This window comes from Pseudomonas mandelii (assembly GCF_024138395.1).
GTDB classification, from domain to species: Bacteria; Pseudomonadota; Gammaproteobacteria; order Pseudomonadales; family Pseudomonadaceae; genus Aquipseudomonas; species Aquipseudomonas mandelii_E.
In genome coordinates this window covers 1-26,146 of the sequence record NZ_JAMYDU010000036.1, presented here as the reverse complement: position 1 = coordinate 26,146, position 26,146 = coordinate 1, and the positions used below count along the sequence as shown (strand labels likewise).

30 protein-coding genes are annotated in these 26,146 nt (G+C 58.0%); 20 read left to right on the top strand and 10 right to left on the bottom strand.

Going from position 1 to position 26,146, the window contains the following annotated elements; translation table 11 throughout:
• Nucleotides 1-54 precede the first annotated feature (54 nt).
• Both NHU87_RS27120 and NHU87_RS27115 read left to right on the top strand, forming a co-directional pair.
• Entirely contained in the window at nucleotides 55-270 is a 216-nt protein-coding gene (locus NHU87_RS27120) for a dodecin (protein WP_007902773.1), read from the top strand.
• 130 nt (nucleotides 271-400) lie between these two features.
• Nucleotides 401-625, top strand: coding sequence for a DUF1161 domain-containing protein (locus NHU87_RS27115; RefSeq protein ID WP_253554317.1), 225 nt, complete (start codon nucleotides 401-403; stop codon nucleotides 623-625).
• A 64-nt stretch (nucleotides 626-689) separates the two neighbouring features.
• On the opposite strand, the gene NHU87_RS27110 is transcribed toward NHU87_RS27115, so the two are convergent.
• A complete protein-coding gene (locus NHU87_RS27110) occupies nucleotides 690-1,691 on the bottom strand; it encodes an LLM class flavin-dependent oxidoreductase (protein WP_253554308.1) in 1,002 nt (333 codons plus the stop codon).
• 238 nt (nucleotides 1,692-1,929) lie between these two features.
• Here NHU87_RS27110 and NHU87_RS27105 point away from each other — a divergent pair, with 238 nt between their 5' ends.
• Nucleotides 1,930-2,361, top strand: coding sequence for an OsmC family protein (locus tag NHU87_RS27105; RefSeq protein WP_007902777.1), 432 nt, complete (start codon nucleotides 1,930-1,932; stop codon nucleotides 2,359-2,361).
• A gap of 171 nt (nucleotides 2,362-2,532) precedes the next feature.
• Nucleotides 2,533-2,766 (top strand): DUF1161 domain-containing protein, encoded by a 234-nt coding sequence (locus tag NHU87_RS27100; RefSeq protein ID WP_253554307.1) that lies wholly within the window; start codon nucleotides 2,533-2,535, stop codon nucleotides 2,764-2,766.
• Nucleotides 2,767-2,772: 6 nt separating this feature from the next.
• Here NHU87_RS27100 and NHU87_RS27095 read toward each other — a convergent pair whose 3' ends face one another.
• Both NHU87_RS27095 and NHU87_RS27090 read right to left on the bottom strand, forming a co-directional pair.
• Nucleotides 2,773-3,192 (bottom strand): hypothetical protein, encoded by a 420-nt coding sequence (locus NHU87_RS27095; protein WP_253554306.1) that lies wholly within the window; start codon nucleotides 3,190-3,192, stop codon nucleotides 2,773-2,775.
• A gap of 40 nt (nucleotides 3,193-3,232) precedes the next feature.
• Nucleotides 3,233-3,649, bottom strand: a complete 417-nt coding sequence (locus NHU87_RS27090; RefSeq protein ID WP_253554305.1) for a hypothetical protein — start codon at nucleotides 3,647-3,649, stop codon at nucleotides 3,233-3,235.
• A gap of 58 nt (nucleotides 3,650-3,707) precedes the next feature.
• Here NHU87_RS27090 and NHU87_RS27085 point away from each other — a divergent pair, with 58 nt between their 5' ends.
• Nucleotides 3,708-4,799, top strand: coding sequence for an aminopeptidase (locus tag NHU87_RS27085; RefSeq protein WP_253554303.1), 1,092 nt, complete (start codon nucleotides 3,708-3,710; stop codon nucleotides 4,797-4,799).
• 89 nt (nucleotides 4,800-4,888) lie between these two features.
• Here NHU87_RS27085 and NHU87_RS27080 read toward each other — a convergent pair whose 3' ends face one another.
• From NHU87_RS27080 to NHU87_RS27070, 3 genes are all read right to left on the bottom strand, one after another.
• Nucleotides 4,889-5,347, bottom strand: coding sequence for an REP-associated tyrosine transposase (locus NHU87_RS27080; protein ID WP_253554302.1), 459 nt, complete (start codon nucleotides 5,345-5,347; stop codon nucleotides 4,889-4,891).
• A 174-nt stretch (nucleotides 5,348-5,521) separates the two neighbouring features.
• A complete protein-coding gene (locus NHU87_RS27075; protein WP_253554301.1) occupies nucleotides 5,522-6,172 on the bottom strand; it encodes an HAD family hydrolase in 651 nt (216 codons plus the stop codon).
• Nucleotides 6,173-6,217: 45 nt separating this feature from the next.
• Nucleotides 6,218-6,763: a gamma carbonic anhydrase family protein gene (locus NHU87_RS27070; protein WP_253554299.1), complete on the bottom strand. Its 546-nt coding sequence runs from the start codon at nucleotides 6,761-6,763 to the stop codon at nucleotides 6,218-6,220.
• A gap of 100 nt (nucleotides 6,764-6,863) precedes the next feature.
• Between NHU87_RS27070 and prlC the strand changes: the two genes are divergently transcribed.
• The 3 genes from prlC (at nucleotide 6,864) to NHU87_RS27055 (ending at nucleotide 11,346) form a co-directional block, all read left to right on the top strand.
• Entirely contained in the window at nucleotides 6,864-8,915 is a 2,052-nt protein-coding gene (gene prlC / locus NHU87_RS27065; RefSeq protein WP_253554296.1) for an oligopeptidase A, read from the top strand.
• The gene (locus NHU87_RS27060) at nucleotides 8,912-9,190 is read left to right on the top strand and encodes a YheV family putative zinc ribbon protein (RefSeq protein WP_253554286.1); all 279 of its coding nucleotides are present in this window, start codon (nucleotides 8,912-8,914) and stop codon (nucleotides 9,188-9,190) included. The genes prlC and NHU87_RS27060 overlap by 4 nt, the downstream gene beginning before the upstream one ends.
• A gap of 122 nt (nucleotides 9,191-9,312) precedes the next feature.
• Entirely contained in the window at nucleotides 9,313-11,346 is a 2,034-nt protein-coding gene (locus tag NHU87_RS27055) for a M3 family metallopeptidase (protein ID WP_253554284.1), read from the top strand.
• Between the two features lie 8 nt (nucleotides 11,347-11,354).
• Here the strand turns inward: NHU87_RS27055 and NHU87_RS27050 are convergent, their stop codons facing one another.
• Both NHU87_RS27050 and NHU87_RS27045 read right to left on the bottom strand, forming a co-directional pair.
• Entirely contained in the window at nucleotides 11,355-12,002 is a 648-nt protein-coding gene (locus tag NHU87_RS27050) for a phosphatase domain-containing protein (RefSeq protein ID WP_253554282.1), read from the bottom strand.
• Nucleotides 12,003-12,169: 167 nt separating this feature from the next.
• Nucleotides 12,170-12,442 carry a hypothetical protein gene (locus tag NHU87_RS27045; protein ID WP_253554279.1) on the bottom strand — a complete coding sequence of 91 codons (273 nt, stop codon included), beginning with the start codon at nucleotides 12,440-12,442 and terminating at the stop codon, nucleotides 12,170-12,172.
• Nucleotides 12,443-12,660: 218 nt separating this feature from the next.
• Between NHU87_RS27045 and NHU87_RS27040 the strand changes: the two genes are divergently transcribed.
• The 3 genes from NHU87_RS27040 (at nucleotide 12,661) to NHU87_RS27030 (ending at nucleotide 16,292) form a co-directional block, all read left to right on the top strand.
• Complete coding sequence (locus tag NHU87_RS27040; RefSeq protein WP_253554276.1) at nucleotides 12,661-13,719, top strand: PA0069 family radical SAM protein; 1,059 nt, start codon at nucleotides 12,661-12,663, stop codon at nucleotides 13,717-13,719.
• A gap of 242 nt (nucleotides 13,720-13,961) precedes the next feature.
• Entirely contained in the window at nucleotides 13,962-14,693 is a 732-nt protein-coding gene (locus tag NHU87_RS27035; protein ID WP_253554266.1) for a carbonic anhydrase, read from the top strand.
• 81 nt (nucleotides 14,694-14,774) lie between these two features.
• Nucleotides 14,775-16,292, top strand: a complete 1,518-nt coding sequence (locus NHU87_RS27030; protein WP_253554264.1) for a SulP family inorganic anion transporter — start codon at nucleotides 14,775-14,777, stop codon at nucleotides 16,290-16,292.
• A gap of 114 nt (nucleotides 16,293-16,406) precedes the next feature.
• Here the strand turns inward: NHU87_RS27030 and NHU87_RS27025 are convergent, their stop codons facing one another.
• Nucleotides 16,407-17,057 carry a hypothetical protein gene (locus NHU87_RS27025; protein ID WP_048397324.1) on the bottom strand — a complete coding sequence of 217 codons (651 nt, stop codon included), beginning with the start codon at nucleotides 17,055-17,057 and terminating at the stop codon, nucleotides 16,407-16,409.
• Nucleotides 17,058-17,429: 372 nt separating this feature from the next.
• Here NHU87_RS27025 and coxB point away from each other — a divergent pair, with 372 nt between their 5' ends.
• The 4 genes from coxB (at nucleotide 17,430) to NHU87_RS27005 (ending at nucleotide 21,834) form a co-directional block, all read left to right on the top strand.
• A complete protein-coding gene (gene coxB, locus NHU87_RS27020; RefSeq protein ID WP_253554262.1) occupies nucleotides 17,430-18,557 on the top strand; it encodes a cytochrome c oxidase subunit II in 1,128 nt (375 codons plus the stop codon).
• Nucleotides 18,558-18,639: 82 nt separating this feature from the next.
• On the top strand, nucleotides 18,640-20,232 hold the full coding sequence (gene ctaD, locus NHU87_RS27015) for a cytochrome c oxidase subunit I (protein WP_253554259.1): 1,593 nt from the start codon (nucleotides 18,640-18,642) through the stop codon (nucleotides 20,230-20,232).
• 123 nt (nucleotides 20,233-20,355) lie between these two features.
• Nucleotides 20,356-20,913, top strand: a complete 558-nt coding sequence (locus NHU87_RS27010) for a cytochrome c oxidase assembly protein (protein WP_253554256.1) — start codon at nucleotides 20,356-20,358, stop codon at nucleotides 20,911-20,913.
• 33 nt (nucleotides 20,914-20,946) lie between these two features.
• On the top strand, nucleotides 20,947-21,834 hold the full coding sequence (locus NHU87_RS27005; RefSeq protein ID WP_253554253.1) for a cytochrome c oxidase subunit 3: 888 nt from the start codon (nucleotides 20,947-20,949) through the stop codon (nucleotides 21,832-21,834).
• Between the two features lie 53 nt (nucleotides 21,835-21,887).
• Here NHU87_RS27005 and NHU87_RS27000 read toward each other — a convergent pair whose 3' ends face one another.
• Nucleotides 21,888-22,091, bottom strand: a complete 204-nt coding sequence (locus NHU87_RS27000) for a twin transmembrane helix small protein (RefSeq protein WP_030129650.1) — start codon at nucleotides 22,089-22,091, stop codon at nucleotides 21,888-21,890.
• A gap of 70 nt (nucleotides 22,092-22,161) precedes the next feature.
• On the opposite strand from NHU87_RS27000, the gene NHU87_RS26995 reads away from it, so the two are divergent.
• The 5 genes from NHU87_RS26995 to NHU87_RS26975 are packed head-to-tail and all read left to right on the top strand — an operon-like array spanning nucleotide 22,162 to nucleotide 26,064.
• Nucleotides 22,162-22,902, top strand: coding sequence for an SURF1 family protein (locus NHU87_RS26995; RefSeq protein ID WP_253554250.1), 741 nt, complete (start codon nucleotides 22,162-22,164; stop codon nucleotides 22,900-22,902).
• On the top strand, nucleotides 22,868-23,461 hold the full coding sequence (locus tag NHU87_RS26990; RefSeq protein ID WP_253554247.1) for a hypothetical protein: 594 nt from the start codon (nucleotides 22,868-22,870) through the stop codon (nucleotides 23,459-23,461). Before NHU87_RS26995 ends, NHU87_RS26990 begins: the two co-directional genes overlap by 35 nt.
• A gap of 10 nt (nucleotides 23,462-23,471) precedes the next feature.
• Complete coding sequence (locus tag NHU87_RS26985) at nucleotides 23,472-24,545, top strand: COX15/CtaA family protein (protein WP_253554236.1); 1,074 nt, start codon at nucleotides 23,472-23,474, stop codon at nucleotides 24,543-24,545.
• Nucleotides 24,533-25,432 (top strand): heme o synthase, encoded by a 900-nt coding sequence (gene cyoE / locus NHU87_RS26980; protein WP_253554234.1) that lies wholly within the window; start codon nucleotides 24,533-24,535, stop codon nucleotides 25,430-25,432. Before NHU87_RS26985 ends, cyoE begins: the two co-directional genes overlap by 13 nt.
• Nucleotides 25,429-26,064 (top strand): SCO family protein, encoded by a 636-nt coding sequence (locus NHU87_RS26975; RefSeq protein WP_253554231.1) that lies wholly within the window; start codon nucleotides 25,429-25,431, stop codon nucleotides 26,062-26,064. Before cyoE ends, NHU87_RS26975 begins: the two co-directional genes overlap by 4 nt.
• Nucleotides 26,065-26,146 lie beyond the last annotated feature (82 nt).

Below are 26,146 nucleotides of genomic sequence, written 5' to 3'. Positions count from 1 at the left end.
AAGAAATAAGAAAAATCACTGCTAGGCTGTATTTCACACCCTTAGGAGAACGCCATGACTGACCATCACACCTACAAGAAAGTCGAGCTGGTTGGCTCATCCACCACCAGCATTGAAGACGCCATCAACAATGCCCTGGCCGAAGCCAACAAAAGCCTCAAGTATATGGAATGGTTTGAAGTGACCGAAACTCGCGGACACATCAAGGACGGCAAAGCGGCACACTTTCAGGTGACGCTCAAAGTCGGGTTCCGGATTGCCAGTAGCTGAGCTTAAGCTAGTCTTCTGAACTTGCGCGCCGGCCGAATGCCATAGGGAATGGCAAAGCGCTACGTGGTGAGTGCGTCCGGCCGATAGCTGGATGCCCTCCCCCTATTGATCCGACCAGGGAGTGCAACCCATGAAGAAGTTTATTTTGGCGATAGGTTTGTTGAGCCTTGCGGGAACAGCCTTTGCCCAGGGCAAGTCGTGCGACGAGCTGAAAGCCGAAATCGCAGCGAAACTGGATGCCAAGGGTGTTTCCAATTACACATTGGAGATCATCGACAAAGGCGCTAGAGCTGACGGAAAAATCGTCGGCATCTGTGAAAAAGGCTCCAGGCAAATCGTCTACAAACAGGGCTGACCGCCCGCGAAAATGAAAAAGCCGACACAATGGCGTCGGCTTTTTTGTGGGCGCTGTTTGCGCCTCAGCCCTTCATGACTTGTGCCAGCAACTCATAGGAGTGCACGCGATCGGCATGTTCGTACAGGTCACAGGTAAAAATCAGCTCATCGGCCTGGGTCTGTTCGATCAGCACCTCAAGCTTGGCGCGGATTTTCTGCGGGCTGCCGACCATGGCCAGGCCAAGGAAGTCACCGACCGCTTCTTTCTCATGAGGCAGCCACAGGCCGTCCATGGTCTTCACTGGCGGGCGTTGCACCAGACTCTGACCACGCATCAACGCGAGGATTCGCTGATAAACCGAAGTGGCCAGGTAGTCGGCTTGCTCATCAGTGTCTGCAGCCACCAGTGGCACGCCGAGCATCACGTAAGGCTTATCCAATACCGCTGAAGGCTTGAAGTGGTTGCGGTAGACGCGAATCGCCTCATGCATGAAGCGCGGTGCGAAATGTGAAGCGAAGGCGTAGGGCAAACCGCGCTCACCGGCCAACTGCGCACTGAACAGGCTCGAACCCAACAACCAGATCGGGACATTGGTGCCGGTACCCGGCATGGCAATGATCCGCTGGTCCGGCGTGCGGGGGCCGAGGTAACGCATCAGTTCGGTTACATCTTCCGGGAAGTCGTCGGCGCTGCCGGAACGCTCACGGCGCAAGGCGCGGGCGGTCATCTGATCGGAGCCAGGGGCGCGACCCAGGCCCAGATCGATCCGTCCCGGGTACAGGCTTTCAAGGGTGCCGAACTGCTCGGCGATGACCAGCGGCGCGTGATTAGGCAGCATCACGCCACCCGAACCGACACGGATGGTCGAAGTGCCGCCAGCCAGATAGCCCAGTAGAACCGAGGTCGCCGAACTGGCGATACCGTCCATGTTGTGGTGTTCGGCGACCCAGAAGCGGTTGTAGCCGAATTTTTCCACGTGCTGCGCCAAGTCCAGGGAATTGCGCAGAGATTGGGCTGCACTGCCGTTCTCCCGCACGGGCACCAGATCGAGGGTCGAGAACTTGATATCGGACAGTCGTTTCATGAACCTGCTTCTCCAATGGGTAAGCAGGTTTTTTCACGAACGAAAACCTGCCGAGTCTATAAGCGTGTTCTATGCAATGAGGGCATATACCCGAGTTTCAATAGGAGAAACAAAATTCCTGGGCAATTAGAAGACTGATCAGATGAGGTGAACTTTGCCGGACGGTCTATCCTCAGAACCCTGGTAACCGAAAACCACGAAGGCGCGACGTTTCGCGCCGGATCTTGAGGAGGCAGACATGGCTATCACGAAGAAGGCATCGGCTCATTGGGAAGGTGATCTGAAAACCGGTATTGGCTCGATTTCCACGGAAACCGGCGTTCTCAGAGACGCGCCCTACGGCTTCAAGGCCCGTTTCGAAGGCGGTAAAGGCACCAATCCGGAAGAACTGATCGGCGCGGCTCACGCGGGTTGTTTCTCCATGGCGTTTTCAATGATTCTCGGCGAGGCCAACCTTAAGGCCGACAGTATCGACACCAATGCCGAAGTTACCCTGGACCAGGTAGACGGTGGCTTCGCAATCACAGCGGTAAAACTGATTCTCAAGGCGAAAATTCCCGGGGCGACCCAGGCGCAATTCGAGGAACTGAGCAACAAAGCCAAAGAAGGCTGCCCGGTGTCCAAAGTGCTGAATGCGAAAATCAGCCTGGATGCGACGTTGGTCAGCTGATAATGGGTTGATACGCTAGCTGGTAAAAGATCGCAGCCTTCGAGGGCTCCCTTGCGCAGGTTGCGGTCTTTTTTTGCCCTGAAACATAATCTGATAGACAAAATTGTGGTCGAATAAATGACAGCAGCTTCAGCGCATCACCCTGCGCGCTGCCTCAAGGGAGCTTCAACCATGAAACGTTTTGCCTTGGCGGTTATCTGTTGCACGCTGGCCACATCGACCCTCGCGGCACCGAAACCCTGTGAAGAACTCAAGGCCGAGATCGAAGCCAAGATCCAGGCCCAAGGGGTGACGTCTTACACATTGGAAATCGTCACCAACGACGAAGTGCACGATCAGAACATGGTCGTGGGCTCATGCGAATACGGCACCAAAAAAATCATCTACCAAAAAAATGATCGCTGATTCGTCTCACATGACGCAATTAGCCAGCCGATCCTCGGCGACAATCTCCCGCTTGGCGTTATAGAGCCGGGCGCTGGGGGTGAACGCTATAGAACGCGCTTCCAGCAAGTAACGCTGGCCGGCCTCGAAATGGTCGTAGTTGATGGTCAGATAGCACAGCCGCTCCAGCGGAGCATTCATCAAGCCCGAGCCACCACCCATCACTTCAAAATCGAAACGCACTCTCAGTTCATGGCTACCCGGAGTGACCTGGAAGTAACGCCCGTCGCTCAGGCGCTGGTTGTCCAGCCGTTCGGCCATCAGCAGTTTCCCGCCGGGGCTCGGCGTAGCGAAGTCGACCCAGGCCATCTGCGGATCGACCGCCGGTAACGGACTCGTGCAACCGACGAAGGCGCCTGCAGCGAGCAACAGCAACAACCTGCGCATGATGAATATCCCAAGGGCTGATTATTCAGCATAGCGTTGATCAAGTACGTTGGCAGCCTGCCGGCGTGCCCTGTCCAATCACTTTTCGCTGTTGATCGTAGAGCTTCGCCCACGGCCGAAAGCCGATACTCCCTGCTTGCAGCTGATACCGCTGACCGGCGTTGAAGTCCTTGAATTTCACATTCAACTGGCAGTCGCGCCACAGCGGCTCGGCGTCGGGGCCAATGTTGGTCGGCTGGACCGCGAACAAGTAACGAACCGTCAGCTCATGGCTACCGGGATGCACCTCGAAGTAGCGTTTATCGATGGAAGCCTTGTCGTCGACTTCCATCGCTTGCAGCGAGGTGTCTTCCTGCCGTGAATCCAGATCAATCCATGCCTGTGAAGGATCAGGGGTGGGCAGTCCAGCACAACCGGCCAGCATCAGCAGGCCTGCCGTCAGCATCAACTTGCGCATAGCGAAGCTCCAATAGGCGGGATAGTCTTGCGGGTAGACTTTCCAGGGATGATTCATTTTGATCAGGCCGCGTCCATGCCTTGGGTTACTTGATCGCGTTTTACGCATTTTGTTTCCGGGGATGTTTCTTTTGTTATTTAACGGCTGCACCAGCATCAGCTATTACGGCCAATTGGCCAGTGGTCAGCTGCACTTGCTGCGGGCACGGGAGCCGGTTTCCAGTGTGATTGCCGATCCCGGCCGCGATCAGCAATTGCGCGCGCATCTGGCCCAATCACAAAAGGCCCGGACATTCGCCAGCCAACGCCTGCACCTGCCGGACAATCAGAGCTACCGCCTGTATGCCGACATCGGCCGACCGTTTGTAGTCTGGAACGTCTTTGCCACGCCGGAGTTTTCGCTGAAGCCGAAAAACCATTGCTTCCCTATCGCTGGCTGCGTCGCCTATCGCGGGTATTACAGCCAGAGCGCTGCCCGCGGTGAAGCCGCGTTGCAACGTTTGCAAGGTATGGACGTGTCGATTGGCGGCGTCGAGGCCTATTCGACGCTCGGTTGGTTTAACGATCCGATCATGAGCTCGATGATGGGTTGGGGCGACGAACGGTTGGCCACGCTGATTTTCCACGAACTCGCCCATCAACGTTTTTATGTGAAAGACGACACTGAGTTCAACGAATCTTTCGCCACCTTCGTAGAGCAGGAAGGCACTCGCCAATGGCGCGCATTCCGCGGCCTGCCACCGGATAACGGAGCGTTGGTGCAGCAACGCGACCAGTTCATCCAATTGGTTTTGGACGCCCGCAAAAGGTTGGAAAAGCTTTACGCCTTGCCACTGCCTCCCGAGCAAATGCGTAAGCGCAAAGCGGCAGAGTTCGAACGATTGCGCCGTGAATACCGGACGTTGCGCGACAGCCAATGGGCCGGGAACAAACGCTACGACACCTGGATCAACACCCCGATGAACAATGCCCGACTGTTGCCGTTTGGTTTGTACGACCAGTGGGTGCCGGCGTTTGCCGCGTTGTTCAAACAGGTTGATGGGGATTGGGTGAGGTTTTATGCGGAGGTGGAAAAATTGGGCGCGTTACCGGCTGAGGAACGTAAGGCGGCGTTGAAGGTGTTGGCGGGATCAAAGAACCCCGGTGGCTGAACGGGCCTCTTCGCGGGCAAGCCTCGCTCCTACAGGGGCCTTCGATCATCTGTAGGAGCGAGGCTTGCCCGCGAAGGCGTCATTGAATGTCACAACCAAATTGCATCCCACAACGGATAGCCCCCAATCTGCTCCACCAGCCCCGCTCGCAACGGATTGGCGACGATGTATCGAGCAACTGCCTGCAAGTCTTCTTCCTTGCGAATGGCGCGATCATGATAGCCATGCTGCCAAACCGGGCCTTGACGTTGAATCGAACGATTGACCGTCACTGCAACCCGGGATTTGGTACGGGCCATCAATTTAGGTAGCTGAGTATTTTGTAACTCAATCAGCCAATGAAAATGATCGGGCATCACTACCCAGGCTAACGATGTTGCAAACCCTTCTCGCTCAGCCGTTCTAAAAGCATCGACCACCAGACGCCCATTCTTGAAGTTGCGAAACAACGGTTCTCGATTCAAAACCACCGCAGTTAGCAGGTAAATCTGTCCGGACTCCGAATATCGCCCGGAGCGCAATCGATGAGCATGTTTGAGTTCTGGCAATGATGATCCTCCTTGATCGTGGCCGGAGTGTTAAGGCTAGGACGATAAGAAGGGGTTGGAGTAGTGACTTTTACTCAGGATGTTTCTGGGGGGACGCCTTCGCGGGCAAGCCTCGCTCCTACAGGGGCCTTCGATCATCTGTAGGAGCGAGGCTTGCCCGCGAAGGCGATTCAACTAACGCTGCAAAAACGCGTGATGCATCTCCTCCAGCGTTTCGAAGTGATACGCCGGAGCTTCGGCGCTCAACTCTTCCCGGCTGCCAAAACCATAACCCACCGCCGCCGCATCCAGCCCATTGCTGCGAGCGCCGATCAGATCGTGTTTACGGTCGCCAATCATCAGGGTATTGGCCGGGTCCAGGCCTTCTTCGCTCATTAAGTGCGCAATCAGCTCGACCTTGTTGGTTCGCGTGCCATCCAGCTCGCTGCCATAAATCACTTTGAAATGTTTGGCGAAGTCGAAGTGCCGGGCGATTTCCCGGGCGAATACCCACGGCTTGGAGGTCGCGATGTACAGCTGTCGTCCTTGCCCACCGAGGGTTTCCAGCAGCGGCGTGACGCCGTCGAACACGCGATTTTCATACAGGCCGGTGACTTTGAAGCGCTCGCGATAGAAGTTCACCGCTTCCCAGGCCTTGGGCTCGTCGAAGTCGTAGAACTGCATGAACGCCTGCAACAACGGCGGGCCGATGAAGTGCTCGAGCCTGGTCAGGTCCGGCTCATCGATGCCCAATTTGCTCAGGGCGAACTGGATGGAGCGGGTGATGCCTTCACGCGGATCGGTCAACGTGCCATCAAGGTCGAACAGTACGGTTTGGTGATGCATGAAAATTCCTGAGCAATAGGGCAACACTTGCCATTATCAAAAGGCTTAGAGCTGGTCGTAGCCTTCGGCCAGATGCAGATCCTTGAGCTTCACGTAGTTCGCCGCGCTGTAGGTGAAAAAGGCTTTTTCCTTGTCAGTCAGCGGTCGGATCTGGTTCACCGGGCTACCGACGTAGAGGAAACCGCTTTCCAGGCGCTTGCCCGGGGGTACCAGGCTGCCGGCGCCGATGATCACATCGTCCTCGACCACCGCACCGTCCATGACGATGCTGCCCATGCCGATCAGAATCCGGTTGCCCACGGCGCAACCATGCAGCATGACTTTATGCGCGATGGTCACATCGTCACCGATCAGCAGCGGGAAGCCATCGGGGTTGAATGGCCCGGCGTGGGTAATGTGCAACACGCAGCCGTCCTGCACGCTGGTGCGTGCACCGATTCGGATGCGATGCATGTCGCCGCGGATCACTGTCAGCGGCCAGACGGAGCTGTCTTCGCCGATTTCGACGTCGCCGATCACCACTGCCGAGCCGTCGACAAAGGCGCCTTTGCCCAGCAGCGGCGTGTGGTTCTGATACTTGCGAAGGGTCACGATAGGCTCTCTCTCTTTTGCTGATAGCTGCGGTGAGCGTCGATTGTAATTAAGATGGGGCCATGTTTCTTCCGCATGTTTTCCAGTCAAGGTGCCAACCGTGAGCGTGAACAACCCTCTTCTGCAGTCCTACGACCTGCCGCCGTTCTCGGCGATCCGTGCCGAACACGTGCAACCGGCCATTGAAAAGATCCTGGCTGACAACCGCGCCGCCATCGTCGATATCCTCAGAATCCAGGGTAAACAACCGACCTGGGCCGGCCTGGTGCTGGCGATGGATGAACTCAACGATCGTCTGGGCGCCGCCTGGAGCCCGGTCAGCCATCTCAATGCCGTGTGCAACAGCGCCGAGTTGCGCGAAGCCTACGAGTCCTGTCTGCCGGCCTTGAGCGCCTACGCCACCGAGCTGGGCCAGAACCGTGAACTGTTTCAGGCCTATGAAGCGCTGGCCAACAGCCCTGAAGCCGCCGGTTTCGACGTGGCACAGAAAACGATCCTCGAACACGCGCTACGTGACTTCCGTCTGTCGGGTATCGACCTGCCTGCGCCTGAACAAAAGCGTTACGCCGATGTGCAGAGCAAACTGTCGGAGCTGGGCAGTCGCTTCTCCAATCAGTTGCTTGACGCCACTCAGGCCTGGACCAAGCACGTCACCGACGAAGCCGCCCTCGCCGGCCTGACCGAGTCGGCCAAGGCGCAAATGGCCGCCGCCGCGCAAGCCAAAGAGCTGGATGGCTGGTTGATCACCCTGGAATTCCCGAGCTACTACGCGGTGATGACCTACGCCCAGGATCGCGCCCTGCGCGAAGAAGTCTACGCCGCCTACTGCACCCGTGCGTCGGACCAAGGCCCGAATGCCGGTCAGAATGATAACGGCCCGGTCATGGAAGAAATTCTCGACCTGCGTCAGGAATTGGCAAAACTGTTGGGCTTCGCCAGCTTTTCGGAGCTGAGCCTGGCCACCAAAATGGCCGAATCCAACGATCAGGTGCTGAGTTTCTTGCGCGACCTGGCCAAACGCAGCAAGCCGTTCGCCGCCCAGGATCTGCAACAGCTCAAGGCTTACGCCGCCGAACAGGGTTGCCCGGACCTGCAAAGCTGGGACAGCGGTTTCTACGGTGAAAAACTTCGCGAACAGCGCTACAGCGTCGCCCAGGAAACCCTTCGCGCGTACTTCCCGATCGACAAGGTTTTGGGTGGGTTGTTCAGCATCGTCCAGCGCCTGTACGGCATCGAGATCGCCGAGCTGAAAGGCTTCGACACCTGGCACCCGGACGTTCGCCTGTTCGAAATCAAGGAAAACGGCCAGCACGTCGGCCGATTCTTCTTCGACCTGTATGCCCGCGCCAACAAGCGTGGCGGTGCGTGGATGGACGGCGCCCGCGATCATCGCCGCACGATCAACGGCGTGCTGCAAAGTCCGGTGGCGAATCTGGTGTGCAACTTCACCCCGGCCGACAGCGGTAAACCGGCCCTGCTGACCCATGATGAAGTGACTACGCTGTTCCACGAATTCGGTCATGGTCTGCATCACTTGCTGACTCGCGTCGAGCACGCTGGCGTGTCTGGCATCAATGGCGTGGCTTGGGATGCGGTCGAGTTGCCAAGCCAGTTCATGGAAAACTGGTGCTGGGAGCCGGAAGGTCTGGCGCTGATTTCCGGTCACTACGAAACCGGCGAGCCGTTGCCTCAGGATCTGCTGGAGAAAATGCTTGCGGCGAAGAACTTCCAGTCCGGACTGATGATGGTCCGCCAGCTGGAGTTCTCGCTGTTCGACTTCGAACTGCACGCGACCCACGGCGACGGACGCAGTGTGCTGCAAGTGCTCGAAGGCGTGCGCGACGAGGTCTCGGTCATGCGCCCGCCGGCCTATAACCGCTTCCCCAACAGCTTCGCTCACATCTTCGCCGGCGGTTACGCGGCGGGTTACTACAGCTATAAGTGGGCTGAAGTATTGTCGGCCGATGCCTTCTCGAAATTCGAAGAAGAGGGTGTGCTCAATGCCGAGACCGGTCGCGCCTTCCGCGAAGCAATCCTGGCGCGAGGCGGCTCCCAAGAGCCAATGGTGCTGTTCGTCGACTTCCGTGGCCGTGCCCCATCGATTGACGCACTCTTGCGTCACAGCGGCCTGAGTGAGGACGCGGCAGCATGAGTGAGGGACCTGTGATTACCAAAAAACGCTTTATCGCCGGGGCGGTCTGCCCGGCCTGCAGTGAGCCGGACAAGTTGATGATGTGGAGCGAAGACGCCGTTCCGCATCGCGAGTGCGTGGCCTGCGGTTATACCGATACGCTGAATGAACAAGGTCTGTCGGTGCCCAAGGAATTGGGCACACGGGTCAATACTTCGGCACTCAAGCTGCCTGACACCAAGGTTCAGGCCGTGCAGTTTTTTCCGAACCCGAAGTTGAAGAAAAAGCCTGACTGACAGCACTGACTGAACACCATCTTCCACTTCCAACGGGGTGGAAGGTGGTATCTATCTACCACCTTTCTCCTGCGCTTCCTTTTTAGGCTGACCACATTCAGCCTCTATTCAAGGAAGACGCCATGCCCGATATCAATCCACTTCTGCAGCGCTGGGATCTGCCGCCCTATTCGGCCGTTCGCGCCGAGCATCTGGTGCCGGCCATCGAAAAAATCATCAGCGACAACCGTCAGGCCATTTCCGACATCATTGCCAGTCAATCGGCATTTCCGACCTGGGACGACCTGGTGCTGGCGGTCGATGAAGCCGATGCTCGCCTGGATGAAGCCATGGGCATCATCGCCACTCTCGATACGGTGAAGCACAGCGGCAACACCTGGGAAATCACAAGCGGTACGTGTCACGTTGCAGCCGCGCAGTACAAAACCGAAAAGTTGAGCAATCAGGCGCTGTTCCAGGCTTATCGGCATCTAGCGCAAAGCCCGGCCGCCGCGAATTACGATGAGTCTCGCAAAGCGGTGCTGCACAAGATTCTGCGCAGGTTCCGCTTCTCGGGAATCGAATTGCCCCAGGATCAACAGCAGCAACTTGCTCGCCTGAATCGCGACATCAGCGCGCTCGAGAGCCAGTTTCTAACGCATCTGGAGAATGCCAGCGCGGCCTGGAGCAAGCGCATCGATGACGTTGCCCAACTCAGGGGTTTACCCCTGGCGACCAAAGATCGTCTGGCACTCAATGCACGGCAGGCAGGACATGAGGGTTGGCTGATAACCCTGGATCAGGACACCTACAACCAACTCATGGCCTATGCCGAAAATCGCCCCCTGCGTGAAGAGTATTTTATTGCCTTCAGCACGCGAGCCTCCGATCGGGGCCCGCACGCCGGGCGATTCGATAATGGTCCGGTGCTGGAATCGCTATTGGCTCAGCGTCATCGCAAAGCCCTACTGCTAGGGTATGAAAACTTTGCGCAACTGAAACTGGAGAACCGGATGGCGGATTCAACCGCACAGGTCCTCGGATTCTTGCGTCGGCAAGTGGCCCTGAAAACACCGGGCTTCGAGAAGGATGCGCTAGCGCTCAAGGCGTTCGCCGCCGGCCAGGGCATCGCTGAGGTACAGCCTTGGGACCACGAGTTTCTCGCCGAAAAGCTGCGTCAGCAATCCCTCGATACGCCCCTCAAAAGCCTGCGTGATTATTTTTCCCTGGACGGAACCCTGCGCAGAATCTGCCTGTTCAGCGAGCGCATGTTCGGGGTCCGGATCGTTGAGCAGACGGTCTTCAGTCTCTGGCATGACAACGTTCGTCTGTTTGAAGTCAGTGAGCACGGGCAGGTAATCGGGCACATTTACCTCGACCCGTTCCATCGCAAGGAAGCCCCTGACTACCCATGGACCGCAACACCACGCAACCGGCGGATGGACGCCGAAGGCCGACTGACTTTGCCGATTGCCGTTATTCACGCCAACTTCGCTGAGGTTTTGGCTGATCAGCCTTGTTTGCTGAATCATCTGGAGCTGCGGGTACTTTTCCATGAATTTGGTCACAGCCTGCACCACATTCTGACTCGCTCACCGCATTACACCCTCTCAGGCATCTCCCAGCTGGGACGCGACACGGCGGAGTTTACCGGGCAATTATTCGAACACTGGTGCTATTCACGAGAGTTTCTGCGGTGGCTGGCAGCTCATTATCGGACGGGTGAACGCTTGACTCAGGATCAAGTCGATAAAGTACTGACATCGATTCAAACCCATAACAGCTGGCAGACAGCCAGATTGCTGATGGCTGGCTTGTTCGATTTCCAATTGCACTGTTCTCAAGATGATGGCCGTAGCGTTGAGCAAGTATTCGAAGACGTACAGCGGGAAATTCCTCACCTGAAACTGTCTGCCTATAGCCGACTCGCAAACAGTTTCGATTACATGGTGACCGGCTATGGTGCGTCGGTTTACGCCTACAACTGGTCAGATGTGCTGGCCACCGAAACCTTCAAACGCTTTGAGCGCGATTGGGTTTTCAACATCCAGACAGGTAAAGCTTTTCGCGAAGCCGTTTTTTCACCTGGGGGTTCGCGCTCTCTTTTGTCATCTCTAGAGGCGTTTCTGGACCGGCCGCTTGCCGAGGATCTTTTCCCGGCAGCAATGGGTAGCTGAGGTAACGGTTATTCGATGTGGGCCGAGTTGAACCAGCTCTTCATCGAGCAACTGGCAAATGGACTCGTGCTGCAATCACCATTGGCCAGCGCCGTACGAAGTTTGTCGACATCGGCCTGCATCATGTAACGCACACCCTCCTTGAAATGCGTGCTGTCACCAAAGCCGCCTTGGGTCATTTCATTCAAGGCATCGTCCTTGCTCCAGCCCTGCACGACCACTCGGTACATCGCAGCCATCAGGCCGGTGCGGTCAGAACCGTGTTTGCAGTGCATAAGTACAGGGCCTTTGGTCTCGGCGGTCTGAATTGTGCAAAGGACTTTAAGCACGTCCGCATCATCCACGTGATTGGTGCGATAAGGCAGCTGTACCTGTGCGATATCGGGCGTAGCCAACCAGGTTGAATCTGACTCAGGCAGGAAGTTGATGACGGTTGCGACCTTGAGTTTTTCCAGTAACGGCCTCGCTGTACGATCGGGCAATGCACTTCGGTAGAGGGTCGGGGACATTTGAAAGAGGTTGTACTTTGCTTCTACCGGTTGAGCCCACTCCGTAGGACGAGGTAAAGCCTCGTCGTCACCATGGGCCAGCGTCAGGTTGGAAAATGCGGCTAGCGACAAAAAGAGCATCGCGAGGAAAAAGCGTGGTAGGGACATGCTCAGTTGGCCGGAAACAGGACAGATGACGCACAGCTTCAGCCCCAAGCAGTCAAAGGCCTGTGAGTCCGTTGTTAAAGAATCGTGAATCGAATGACCAAGGCTTTTTTCGGCGCGAAAACAAAAGCGGCATTGAAAACTTCCGTGCCGCTTTATAAATGCGTTTTTTATCGCTTGGCCTGGAACCCCTTGAATTGAGCAAACACATCGGCCAACTGCAAATAAAGTTTCTTGTCATGTTTATCGATGTCGCCGTCGCCATCGCTGTCCTCAGTTACGGAAGCAATGTCATATCGGCCGTTTTTATCGGAGGAAGACGCATAAACCAGATAATAAAAGTCGTCCAGACCGCTCGCCTTTTCGTCAAAGTGATAGAAAAATACTTCCGGACTGGTATCCCCTTGCATTTCCTCAAACTCCAACAGCACTCGAGTTTTCATAAAGCTTCCCCTTCCAATATTTATCTGAAGACCCCGACACACCGGAATAATGTTGCGTGCACGCCAGAATCTAAGCCGCTAGCAGAACACCGTCTACTGTCAAATTTGACAGGGTGTACACCCATACAGCACTGGAATTTCACTCGACCGCTGAACGGTGCTGGCCGAATCAGTCAGCCACGTATACTGTATAAAAATACAGCTAAAGGATCCTGTCGATGGCTACTCTTCTGCCACCCCGCGGCCGCGGCACCGCCACCAACCCGCACAACCGTTTCGCGCCAAGCCGCTCGGTGGCCGAGGATGACGGCTGGTATCAGGAAGCGCCGATCACCCAAGGCACCGAGGTGCGCATCGAGACCGCGAAAACCATCATCACCCGCAACAACTCGCCGGACCTGCCCTTCGATCGCTCAATCAATCCCTATCGCGGCTGCGAGCATGGCTGCATTTATTGCTACGCACGGCCCAGTCACGCCTATTGGGACCTGTCACCGGGGCTGGATTTCGAAACCAAACTGATCGCCAAGACCAACGCCGCCGACGTGCTGGAGGAGCAACTGTCAAAGCGCGGCTATCAATGCGCGCCGATCAACCTGGGCTCCAACACCGACCCTTATCAGCCAATCGAGCGTGAACACAGAATCACCCGCAAGACTCTCGAAGTGCTGCTGCGTTACCGCCACCCGGTGACCATTATCACCAAGGGCTCGCTGATTCTTCGCGATCTGGACTTGCTGGCCGAACTCGCCGAGCAAAGGCTGGTGGCGGTGATGATCAGCCTGACCACGCTGGATGACGAACTCAAACGCATCCTCGAACCGCGCGCCGCGGCACCCAAGGCACGGCTGCGAGCGATCCGGGTGATGCGCGAAGCCGGGATTCCGGTGGGCGTTTTGTGCTCCCCGATGATTCCCATGATCAACGACAGCGAACTCGAAAGCCTGCTGACCGAAGCCCATGCGGCCGGCGCGCAAAGCGCGGCCTACATAATGTTGCGCCTGCCGCTGGAAGTGGCGCCGCTGTTCGAAGAGTGGCTGGCCGCCCACTATCCTCAGCGTGCAGCTCATGTATTGAGCCTGATCCGCCAAAGCCGTGGTGGTGAGCTCTACGACAGCCGGTTCGGTGCCAGAATGCGCGGTGAAGGGCCGTTTGCCGACCTGTTGGCGCAACGCTTCGCCAAAACCATCAAGCGCCTGGGGCTCAATCGTCGGGAAGGTTTCAATCTGGATTGCGAAGCCTTCTGTCCGCCGGGTCGCCAAATGTCGTTGATTTAAGGACAATTAGCCCTATGGTTGAGTAGAAAACGATACTCCGCATTTAGGCTGGTCACGTTTTTGGTGACCTGGAACACTCGTTCTAGAGCGTTTTATTCAGTTTGAGTTAAGTTTCAACAGCTACCTTGTTCATCGAGTGACTGATGGGTCTGGCTCTTCGACCTGGATGTTTTTTAAACAGCCACTGGCTTCATATCGGACAAAACGGGAAAATTCCCTGACTCCGCCAAAGAGGATGAATTATGAGTGACAAGGATAAACAGCCGTTGGCTGCGTCGGCTTCAGCCCAACCCGAGGCGGAAACCGCCGATGCAGCGCTGAAGCATATCGTTGACGGCTTTTTGCACTTTCATCACGAGATCTTTCCGCAGCAGGAAGAACTCTTCAAAAAACTCGCCACGGCCCAGCGGCCTCGGGCGATGTTCATCGCGTGCGCCGATTCGCGCATCGTTCCCGAACTGATTACCCAAAGCGCCCCCGGCGACTTGTTCGTCACCCGTAACGTCGGCAATGTCGTGCCGCCCTATGGGCAAATGAACGGCGGTGTTTCCACGGCCATCGAATACGCAGTGCTGGCTCTCGGCGTGCAGCACATCATCATCTGCGGACACTCCGACTGCGGCGCGATGCGCGCGGTACTCAACCCGCAGAGCCTGGAAAAGATGCCGACGGTCAAGGCCTGGTTGCGGCATGCCGAAGTGGCAAAAACCATGGTCCAGGACAACTGCAATTGCACTGATGAAAACGAAAGCATGCACATCCTCACTGAAGAGAATGTGATCGCTCAGTTACAGCATTTGCGCACGCATCCGTCGGTGGCCTCACGCATGGCCAACGGTCAGTTGTTTATCCATGGCTGGGTTTACAACATCGAAACCAGCGAAATCAATGCTTACGACGCGGATCAGGGGTGTTTCCTGCCGCTCGATGGCAGTCATCCGATTCCGGTGGCGACGCCCAAAGCGCGCTTCTAAATCCTCCGTATGGTTTAGCCGAGGCTGCTGATCTGGCAGCCTGGCTTTGCCATGCCTGAAGAAAACTTCGGGAGAGTCACCATGCGTGCTGCTCAATTAAAAGCTGTTCTGCCACGGGAGCTGCTGGCTTCGGTGGTTGTGTTTCTGGTCGCCCTGCCGTTGTGCATGGGTATCGCCATCGCCTCGGGGCTACCACCGGCCAAAGGCCTGATCACCGGCATCATCGGTGGTCTGGTGGTCGGCTGGCTTGCCGGGTCGCCGCTGCAAGTCAGCGGGCCGGCGGCGGGCCTGGCGGTATTGGTGTTCGAACTGGTGCGCCAGCATGGTATTGCCATGCTCGGGCCGATCCTGTTGCTGGCGGGTTTTCTGCAACTGGTGGCCGGGCGTTTGAAACTGGGTTGCTGGTTTCGGGTCACGGCGCCGGCAGTGGTGTACGGCATGCTCGCCGGGATTGGGGTACTGATCGTGCTGTCACAGGTGCATGTGATGCTTGATGCCGTGCCCAAGCCGTCGGGGCTGGATAACCTGGCGGCCTTCCCCGCTGCAGTGATTCAGGCTTTGCCGTCGTTTGGCTGGCAAGCGGGTTTGCTCGGGTTGTCGACCATCGCCGTGATGTGGCTGTGGGAAAAATTCCGTCCGCACTCCCTACGTTTCGTTCCTGGAGCATTACTGGGGGTCGGTCTGGCAACGATTGCCAGCCTGGTGCTCGCATTGCAGGTCAAACGTGTGGAAGTCCCGGCCAATCTCGCGGAAGCCATCGATTGGCTGCGCCCGGCGGACCTGCTCAACCTGGCAGACCCGGCCTTGCTGATCGCGGCCTTCGCCGTGGCCTTTATCGCCAGCGCCGAAACTCTGCTTTCGGCCGCTGCCGTGGATCGCATGCACAATGGCCAGCGCTCTGACTTCGACCGCGAATTATCGGCGCAAGGTGTGGGCAACATGCTGTGTGGTCTGCTCGGCGCGCTGCCAATGACCGGGGTGATCGTGCGCAGTTCGGCCAACGTCCAGGCCGGCGCCACCACCCGACTGTCGACGGTGTTTCATGGTCTGTGGTTGCTGGCTTTCGTGCTGCTGCTATCGAGTGTGCTGCAAAGCATTCCGGTGGCAAGTCTGGCAGGCGTCCTGGTTTACACCGGTTTCAAACTGGTGGACCTCAAGGCCTTTCGCGGTCTGGGTCGTTACGGCCGGATGCCGATGTTCACCTACGCGGCGACCGCATTGGCAATCATCTTCACCGACCTGCTGACCGGCGTGCTGATCGGCTTCGGCCTGACACTGGCCAAACTGGCCTGGAAGGCTTCGCGCCTGAAAATCAGCCTGATCGATCTGCCGGCGAACGGCGAGATGGAGCTGCGACTCGTGGGGGCGGCGACCTTCCTCAAGGTACCGGCGCTGACCCAAGTGCTGGGGAGCATTCCCGCAGGCACAACGGTGCATGTGCCACTCAATAACCTGAGCTACATCGATCACTCGTGTCTCGAGTTGCTGGAGGAGTGGGGTCGGGCCAATGCGGCCAAGGGTTCGAAGCTGCTGATTGAAGCGCGAGGGTTGAAGCGCAGGCTTGAAGGACGGTTACGTACTACCGCTGGCGTTGGCTAAACGGCGGGTTGAAGCAAGTCCTCCTGTAGGAGCGAGGCTTGCCCGCGAAGGCGTCCTCGAGTACGCCAAAAGCTTCGCGGGCAAGCCTCGCTCCTACAGGGGATGTATAGGCACTTATGCTGCTGGCTGATCCAGCTCAAGGCCCACGCCCAATTGGCGCGACAGGCACGGCCAGCGTTTCCACGCGGCGCCGGTGTCCGGGCTGTTGAGTTTCTCGCGGTAGGCCTCTACCGATTCCAGCGCGAAACTTTCATCGTTAAGCATCTCGTCCACAGCGTGATGCACCGCCTCATCCAGTTGATTGGCAAATTCTTCGCCGATCAGTTGGTGGGCAATCAGGTTGGCAACCGTCATGTCCAAGGGGATCAATGGCTGGCCAAAATGCTTGATGTACAGATCGTTGACCTCTTCGACCAACCGATGCGCCAGATAAGCTTCGTCCAGCAGGCCGTCCAGACCGATATGACCGGCCATGATCGCCGGTGGCTGGAGGAAGAACTGCTCGGCGATTTTCAATACCGGCTTGATCTGCGATTCAATGCCCGCTTCCCTGGCGACTTCATTGGCTGCATCCAGCAGGTCCGGCACTTGTTCTATATACGCGGCCACAAAACGCGTCATTACGCCATTGGCATCGACATCCGGCAATTGGATGGCGGAGTGAAGGTGCGGCAGTTGGGTTTCCAACTGACGAGTCAACAGGCCGGTCTCGGCCTCATGTTGTTGGGCTTTTTGGATCTGCTCGCGCAATGCGGCGGTGTTCATGAAAACTCCAGGAAACGAAGGCAATGAAATAGGGGAAGACATAACGTAGCTGGCTTATGAAAAAGCCTAAGACGTATTTGTCATAATTATTTCATCCTTGAGACGTCTACGTTATATCGATTTGCCACCACTCGTCTGCATCCTTCGCCATTCGTGACCCGGAACGCAAGGCCAACCTGTTTCAGTCGATTTACGCCATCGCATTGCGAGGTGGCAGTCGCTGTCTATACTCGGTTCTGAATGGAGTTAGCTGATGACGCCCGACTGCATATGCAGCAAGGCTCGGCGATTCAAGTTCGTAGTCTGAAAAAGCCGCTCCCTTGCCGCAGGTGAAAGCCGGCGGGATAAAAAGAACTATAAGGGGAACCCGCAATGATGCGACATCCACATGTCTGGATGGGCCTCCTGTTGTGGTCGATTTTCAGTCAGGCGCAAGCGGCCTGGACTGTGAATATGGCGCCTGGAGCGACTGAAATCAGTCACGCAGTATTCGATCTGCACATGATCATTTTCTGGATCTGTGTGGTGATTGGCGTCATCGTCTTCGGCGTCATGTTCTGGTCGATGATGGTCCACCGCCGCTCGACCGGGCAGGTGGCCGCCAAATTTCACGAAAACACGACCGTTGAAGTTCTATGGACCGTCGTGCCCCTGCTTATCCTGGTGGCCATGGCGGTTCCCGCAACCGCCACGCTGATCCAGATGTACGACAACACTGAGCCGGATATCGATATCCAGGTCACCGGTTATCAGTGGAAGTGGCACTACAAATACCTGGGTCAGGACGTCGAATTCTTCAGCAACCTGACCACCCCCGCCGATCAGATCCACAACAAGGAAACCAAGGGCGAGCATTACCTGTTGGAGGTCGACAAGCCGCTGGTGCTGCCGATCGGTGCCAAGGTGCGCTTTCTGGTGACTTCCGCCGACGTCATCCACTCCTGGTGGGTGCCGGCCTTCGCGGTCAAGCGCGATGCGATTCCAGGCTTCGTCAATGAATCCTGGACCCGGGTCGAAAAGCCCGGCATCTACCGTGGCCAGTGCGCCGAGCTGTGCGGCAAGGACCATGGCTTCATGCCGATCGTGGTCGAGGTCAAGGAAAAGGTCGATTACGAAACCTGGCTGGGCGAGCGCAAGGCGGAAGCTGCGCAACTCAAAGAGCTGACCAGCAAGGAATGGACCCTCGATGAGCTCAAGGAGCGTGGCGACAAGGTCTATCACACCGCTTGCGTGGCCTGTCACCAGGCCGAAGGTCAGGGTCTGCCGCCGATGTTCCCGGCACTCAAGGGCTCGAAAATCGCCACCGGACCTATCAAGGATCACCTGAACATCGTCTTCCACGGCAAACCCGGCACCTCCATGGCGGCGTTCGGCAAACAACTGTCGGAAGTCGATATCGCAGCCGTTGTGACTTACGAACGTAACGCCTGGGGCAACAACAAAGGCGACATGGTCACCCCTAAAGAAGTGCTGGAGCTGAAACAGGCGGAAAGCAAATGACCCGGTTTATTGCGTACGTAAGGAACCGCTCGGGGCATGACGCCCCGGCCCGCCCAGCCCATCCGTTTGCAGGAGACAGGACATGACTGCTGTAGTCGATGACCATGTTCATACCGGCACCGCCCACGCCCACGGCCCCGCCAAAGGCCTGATGCGCTGGGTGCTGACCACCAACCACAAGGATATCGGCACGCTGTACTTGTGGTTTGCGTTTTCCATGTTCCTGCTGGGCGGCTCGTTCGCCATGGTGATCCGCGCCGAACTGTTCCAGCCGGGACTGCAAATCGTCCAGCCGGAATTCTTCAACCAGATGACCACCATGCACGGCCTGGTGATGGTGTTCGGTGCGGTGATGCCGGCCTTCGTCGGCCTCGCCAACTGGATGATCCCGTTGATGATCGGCGCGCCGGACATGGCGCTGCCGCGGATGAACAACTTCAGCTTCTGGCTGTTGCCGGCAGCGTTCCTGCTGTTGGTATCGACCCTGTTCACCCCCGGCGGCGGGCCGAACTTCGGCTGGACCTTTTATGCACCCTTGTCGACGACCTACGCGCCGGAAAGCGTGACGTTCTTCATCTTCGCCATCCACTTGATGGGGATCAGTTCGATCATGGGGGCGATCAACGTGATCGCGACCATCCTCAATCTGCGCGCCCCCGGCATGACGTTGATGAAAATGCCATTGTTTGTCTGGACCTGGCTGATCACCGCGTTCCTGCTGATCGCAGTAATGCCCGTGCTGGCCGGCTGCGTGACCATGATGCTGATGGACATCCACTTCGGTACCAGTTTCTTCAGTGCCGCCGGTGGCGGAGACCCGGTGTTGTTCCAGCATGTGTTCTGGTTCTTCGGTCATCCCGAGGTGTACATCATGATCCTGCCGGCCTTCGGTGCCGTCAGCTCGATCATTCCGGCCTTTGCGCGCAAACCATTATTTGGCTACACCTCGATGGTCTACGCCACGGCGAGTATTGCGTTCCTGTCGTTCATCGTCTGGGCGCACCACATGTTCGTGGTCGGCATTCCGCTGGTGGGCGAATTGTTCTTCATGTACGCCACGCTGTTGATCGCGGTGCCCACCGGAGTCAAGGTGTTCAACTGGGCCAGCACCATGTGGCAAGGCTCGCTGACCTTCGAGACGCCGATGCTGTTCGCCGTGGCGTTCGTCATTCTGTTCTCCATTGGCGGGTTCTCCGGGTTGATGCTGGCCATTGCCCCGGCGGACTTCCAGTACCAGGACACCTACTTCGTGGTCGCGCACTTCCACTATGTGCTAGTGCCGGGGGCGATCTTCGGGATCTTCGCCTCGGCCTACTACTGGATGCCGAAATGGACTGGCCACATGTACGACGAAACCCTCGGCAAGCTGCACTTCTGGCTCTCGTTCATCGGCATGAACCTGGCGTTCTTCCCGATGCACTTCGTGGGCCTGGCGGGCATGCCGCGGCGGATTCCGGACTACAGCCTGCAGTTCGCCGACTTCAACATGGTGTCGTCGATCGGTGCGTTCATGTTTGGGGCCACGCAGATCTTCTTCCTGTTCATCGTGATCAAGACCATTCGTGGCGGCGAGCCGGCACCGGCCAAGCCATGGGATGGCGCCGAAGGCCTGGAATGGAGCATTCCGTCGCCGGCGCCGTATCACACCTTTACCACGCCGCCGGAAGTGAAATGAACGCACTAGCCTTTGTGGGAGCGGGCTTGCTCGCGAAGCAGGCGCCGCGGTCTGGTAGACGGACCGCATCATCGTTCTTCGCGAGCAAGCCTCCCACAGAGCTCAATGTGGAGGGCTTGCACCGTGGCTGATTCGATTTCGATGAAGAAACTAGTCACCCGCCTGTTGCTGGTGGTGGTGGCGATGTTTGTCTTCGGCTTTGCCCTGGTGCCGATCTACGACGTGATGTGCCAGGCGTTCGGCATCAATGGCAAAACCTCCGGGCAGTATGAAGGCGAGCAAACGGTCGACGCCTCGCGGCAGGTGCGTGTGCAGTTTCTGTCGACCAACGCCGCCGACATGGCCTGGGATTTCTATCCCAAGAGTGATGAGCTGACCGCTCACCCGGGGGCAGTGAACGAGATGATTTTTATCGCCCACAACCCGACTGATCGCCCGATGAGCGCTCAGGCGGTACCGAGCATCGCGCCCAGCAACGCAGCCGCGTACTTCCACAAGACCGAATGTTTCTGCTTTACCCAGCAAGTGCTGCAGCCCGGTCAGCGAATCGAGATGCCGGTACGGTTCATCGTTGACCGCGACATGCCCAAGGAAGTGAAGCACCTGACGCTGTCCTACACGCTGTTCGATATCACCGCACGTCATCCGCCCGTGGCTGTTGCAGCAAGCACCGGCGGCTAGGCGTTAAAGCGTGCCCGATAAGGAGAACAATAAATGGCAACTCATGAACATTATTACGTTCCAGCCCAGAGCAAATGGCCGATTATCGCCACGTTCGGGATGCTGATCACCGTGTTCGGCCTGGGCACCTGGTTCAACGACCTGAAGGCTGCGCGTCCGGAATCCCATGGCCCATTGATCTTTTTCGTCGGCAGCCTGCTGCTGGCCTACATGCTGTTCGGCTGGTTCGGTACGGTGATCAAGGAAAGTCGCCAAGGGTTGTACAGCGCACAGATGGACCGCTCGTTTCGCTGGGGCATGAGCTGGTTCATTTTCTCGGAGGTGATGTTCTTCATCGCCTTTTTCGGTGCGCTGTTTTACGTGCGCAACATCACGGGCCCGGCACTGGGCGGTGAAGGCACCAAAGGCATCACTCACATGCTGTGGCCAACGTTTGAATTCACCTGGCCGCTGCTGAACAACCCGGACCCGAAACTCTTTCCTCCACCCAAGGAAGTCATCAGCCCCTGGGGCCTGCCGCTGCTCAATACCGTGCTGCTGGTGAGTTCCAGTGTCACCGTGACCATTGCTCACCATGCCTTGAAAAAAGGCCACCGTGGCGCACTGAAAATCTGGCTGGTACTGACGGTGTTGCTCGGTTGCGCGTTCCTCGGTTTCCAGGCCGAAGAATACCTGCACGCCTATCACGAACTGGGCCTGACTCTGGGCTCCGGCATCTACGGTGCAACGTTCTTCATGCTCACCGGCTTCCACGGCGCCCACGTGACCATGGGCACCATCATTCTGTTCGTGATGCTGATGCGGGTCATGCGCGGGCACTTCGATGCCGACCATCAATTCGGCTTCGAGGCGGCGAGCTGGTACTGGCACTTCGTGGACGTGGTGTGGATCGGTCTGTTCGTTTTCGTCTATGTGCTTTAGAGAGCAGCTTCAAGCCGCAAGCTTGAAGCTTGAAGCTGCGCGCTTTGCGCGCGCTACCAAGGCACGTGAGACACCAACTGGCCGCTGAAAAAACCCCAGGCGATCAAGCCGACAGTGGTGGCGGCCAGTGCAACACGAACACTCAAGGCGATGACCAGGCGATTCGAGTGGCTGTCGTCCTTGACCAGAAAAAACAGGCCGCTGAACAGGCTGACGACCGTGGCAATCAGCATCAGGACGATGGCTGCTTTGAGCATGGTGACACTCCGGGGGACAGGCGATGCATTTGAGTATAGCTATCGCGATTACCGACTTTCTGGCGACGCCATGAAACGCTTCCGGCCGGGCCTCGTGCCGACCCTGGTGGTCGCGATGCTGCTGCCTTTGCTGGTGTCACTCGGTTTCTGGCAGTTGAGCCGGGGCGCGGAGAAAAGTGCGCTACTGCAAAGCTACGCCGAACGCCGGGCGGCCGAACCGATGGCCAGCACTGAACTGCAACACACCGAAGATCCGGCCTTCCGCCGGGTTCGCCTGCACGGCCAGTTCGATGCCGAACACAGCCTGCTGCTGGACAACCGTCAGCGTGACGGCAAGGTCGGGGTCGAGCTGCTGCAACCGTTTCAGGATCAGGCGACCGGGCTCTGGCTGCTGATCAATCGCGGCTGGCTGCCGTGGCCGGATCGGCGCACACCACCGTCATTCACCACACCGACTCAAGCATTGAGCCTCGACGCCTGGGTCTACGTCTCCCCCGGCGCAACGTTCCAGTTGCACGCCGACCCAGATGCCACGACCTGGCCACAACTGGTCACCGCCATTGAACCGGCCAGGCTCTGGGCAGCGCTTGACCGTGACGGTTATGCCTACGAATTACGCGCGCAAAGCGGTCCTGCGACCTACCAGGCCGATTGGCCAGTGGTGGCCATGGGGCCGGAAAAACACTTGGCTTATGCCGTGCAGTGGTTTGCCCTGTCGATCGCCCTGCTCGGCCTTTACCTCTATCTCGGTTGGCACAACGCAAAGGAGAAAAATAATGGGAGCGGCCATGAATCCACCCGGCATGTCTGAGGCGAAAACGCCGGTAAATCGGCGGCGCGGGCGCTTGCAGTTGTTACTGATCCTGTTGGGAGTGGTGGGTCCGATGATCCTCGCCACCGGCATGTACAAATTGCAGTTTTGGGTGCCGGAGGGCCGCAGTTATCACGGCGAACTGATTGGCAACGGCCAGACCCGCGCCGACATCGGCGTACAGGCGCAAGAAGACCGCTGGCAGTTGCTGGTGACAGCGCCCAAGGACTGTTCGGTGGACTGCCAGCAGTTGGTGTATCTGGCGCGTCAGATCCAGATCGGCCTCGGTCGCGAGGCCTCCCGCGCCAGCCATGCGCTGGCCATCGCACAGCCGCTGAACAGCGATTACGAGACTAAACTTCAACGTGAATATCCGCAGCTGCAACGTTATTCACTGGACCCGCCGACCTACATCAAAGGAGCTCGGAGCAATGACACGCCGCACCTGTGGATCATCGACCCTCACGGCAACCTGGTGCTGCGCTACGACCCGACGGTGAAGGGCAAGGACCTGCTCAACGACCTGCGCCATTTGCTGAAACTGTCGAACATCGGATAAGGGCATCGTCATGGCCAAACCTGGATTTCGCCTCGCGCTGTTTGCCACCTTGCTGGCACTGATTGTGGTGTTGCTCGGCGCCTACACGCGCCTGACCCACGCTGGCCTCGGCTGTCCGGATTGGCCCGGCTGCTACGGCTTTATCAGCGTGCCGAACAGCGAAGCCCAACTGGCCCATGCCGAATTGCATTTTCCCGACGCGCCGGTAGAAGCCAACAAAGGCTGGAACGAGATGCTCCATCGCTACTTCGCCGGCACATTGGGGCTGCTGATCGCGGTGCTGGCGGGCCGCGCCTGGACCCATCGTCATCACCCGGGGCAGCCAGTGAAATTACCGTTGTTTGTGCTCGCGGTAGTGTTCGCCCAAGCGGCGTTCGGCATGTGGACGGTGACGCTCAAGCTCTGGCCGCAAGTGGTCACCGGGCATTTGCTCGGCGGCTTTGCGACGTTGAGTCTGTTATTTCTGCTGACCTTGCGCCTGTCTGGCGTGTTGCCGGCGCTGACCGTGCCACGGCGTTTGCAGCACTGGGCGACCGCCGGGTTGCTGCTGGTGATCCTGCAAATTGCCCTTGGTGGCTGGGTCAGCTCCAATTACGCGGCGGTGGCCTGCATCGACTTTCCGACCTGCCACGGGCAATGGCTGCCACCGGCGGATTTCGCCAACGGCTTTCATCTGACCCAGCACATCGGCCCCAATTACCTCGGCGGGCAACTGGACAGCGATGCCCGCACCGCGATTCACCTGACTCACCGCATCGGCGCGTTACTGGTCACCCTCGTTCTGCTCGGTCTGGCCTGGCAATTGAAGGTCGTCGGCATGACGCGCCTGGCCGCCATGGTGCTGATCGCCCTTGCCACACAAATCACCTTGGGCATCAGCAACGTGGTGTTTCACTTGCCGCTGCCCGTGGCCGTCGCCCACAACGCTGGTGGCGCAGCGCTGCTGCTAACGATGGTGCTGGTCAATTATCACGCGCGAACCAGCCTGGTTCGGGTTAAGCAGCCGACACGCTGGCGCTTCAGCCCGCGTAAACATTCAGCCGGGCCCATAACAATAAAAGGAGAGATGCCATGGCGATTCTGATCGGCGAACGTCACAGTCAGGCAATCTGGCGCGATTACCTGGAGCTGACCAAGCCGAAAGTGGTGGTGCTGATGCTCATCACCTCGCTGGTCGGCATGTTCCTCGCGACCCGCGCCGGGGTGCCATGGACGGTGCTGGTGTTCGGCAATCTGGGGATCGCCTTGTGTGCCGGCGGTGCGGCGGCGGTCAACCATGTGGTGGACCGGCGCATCGACGCGGTCATGGCCCGAACTCACAAACGGCCCTTGGCCGAAGGTCGGGTTTCTCCAACCGCTGCGCTGACTTTCGCTCTGGTGCTGGCGGTGCTCGGCCAAGCTCTGCTGCTGGCCTTCACCAACCCGTTGACGGCATGGCTGACCCTCGCGTCCTTGCTCGGTTATGCGGTGGTTTACACCGGTTTCCTGAAACGCGCGACGCCGCAGAACATCGTCATCGGCGGCCTCGCTGGTGCGGCCCCGCCGCTGCTCGGCTGGACCGCCGCCACCGGTCATGTCAGCGCCGAACCGTTGCTGCTGGTGCTGATCATCTTCGCCTGGACCCCGCCGCACTTCTGGGCACTGGCGATTCATCGCAAAGAGGAATACGCCAAGGCAGACATCCCGATGCTGCCGGTGACCCATGGCGAGCACTACACCAAAGTCCACATCCTGCTTTATACCTTTGCGCTACTGGCCGTCAGCCTGATGCCCTACGTGATCCACATGAGCGGCGTGCTCTACCTGATCTGTGCCCTCGTCTTGGGTGCGAGGTTTCTGCAATGGGCCGTGGTGCTGTACCGTGGCACTCGGCCGCACGCGGCGATCAACACGTTCAAGTACTCTATTTACTACTTGTTCCTGCTGTTTATCGCGCTGCTCGTAGACCACTACTTACTGTTGAACCTATGACTCGAACCCAGAAAACCGTCTTCATTCTCGTCGCCTTGATCGCGCTGATCCTGGGCCTGACCATCAATAAAGTACTGACCGGAAAAAACCAGGGCGACCCGACGGCACTGATCGATGCGGGGATCATCCTGTTGCCTCAAAGCCGCAACCTGCCGGGCGTGAAGATGACCGATCAGGACGGTAAGCCAGTGGCGGTCAACGAGCTGAAAGGCAAGTGGAGCTTGCTGTTCTTCGGCTACACCTTCTGCCCGGACATCTGCCCGACCACCCTCGCCCAGCTGCGGCAAATCAAAAGCGAACTGCCGGCCGATGCGGTGGACAAGTTGCAGATCGTTCTGGTCAGCGTCGACCCGAACCGCGATACGCCCAAGCAACTCAAGCAGTACCTGGGCTACTTCGATCCGCAGTTCATCGGGCTGACTGCGTCCTCGGTCGAAGACCTGCAGAAACTGGCCAATGCGGTGAGTATTCCGTTTATTCCGGCAGACACCAGCAAGCCTAATTACACGGTTGATCACAGCGGCAACCTGGCGGTGATCGGGCCGGACGGGACGCAGCGCGGGTTCATTCGTGCACCGTTGAATAACCAGAAACTGGTGGCGCAGTTGCCGGTAATGCTCCAGCGCGAATAACCAACCCCATTCCCCTGTAGGAGCCAGGCTTGCCGGCGAAGGCGTCCGTAAGATCGCCTTCGCCGGCAAGCCTGGCTCCTAC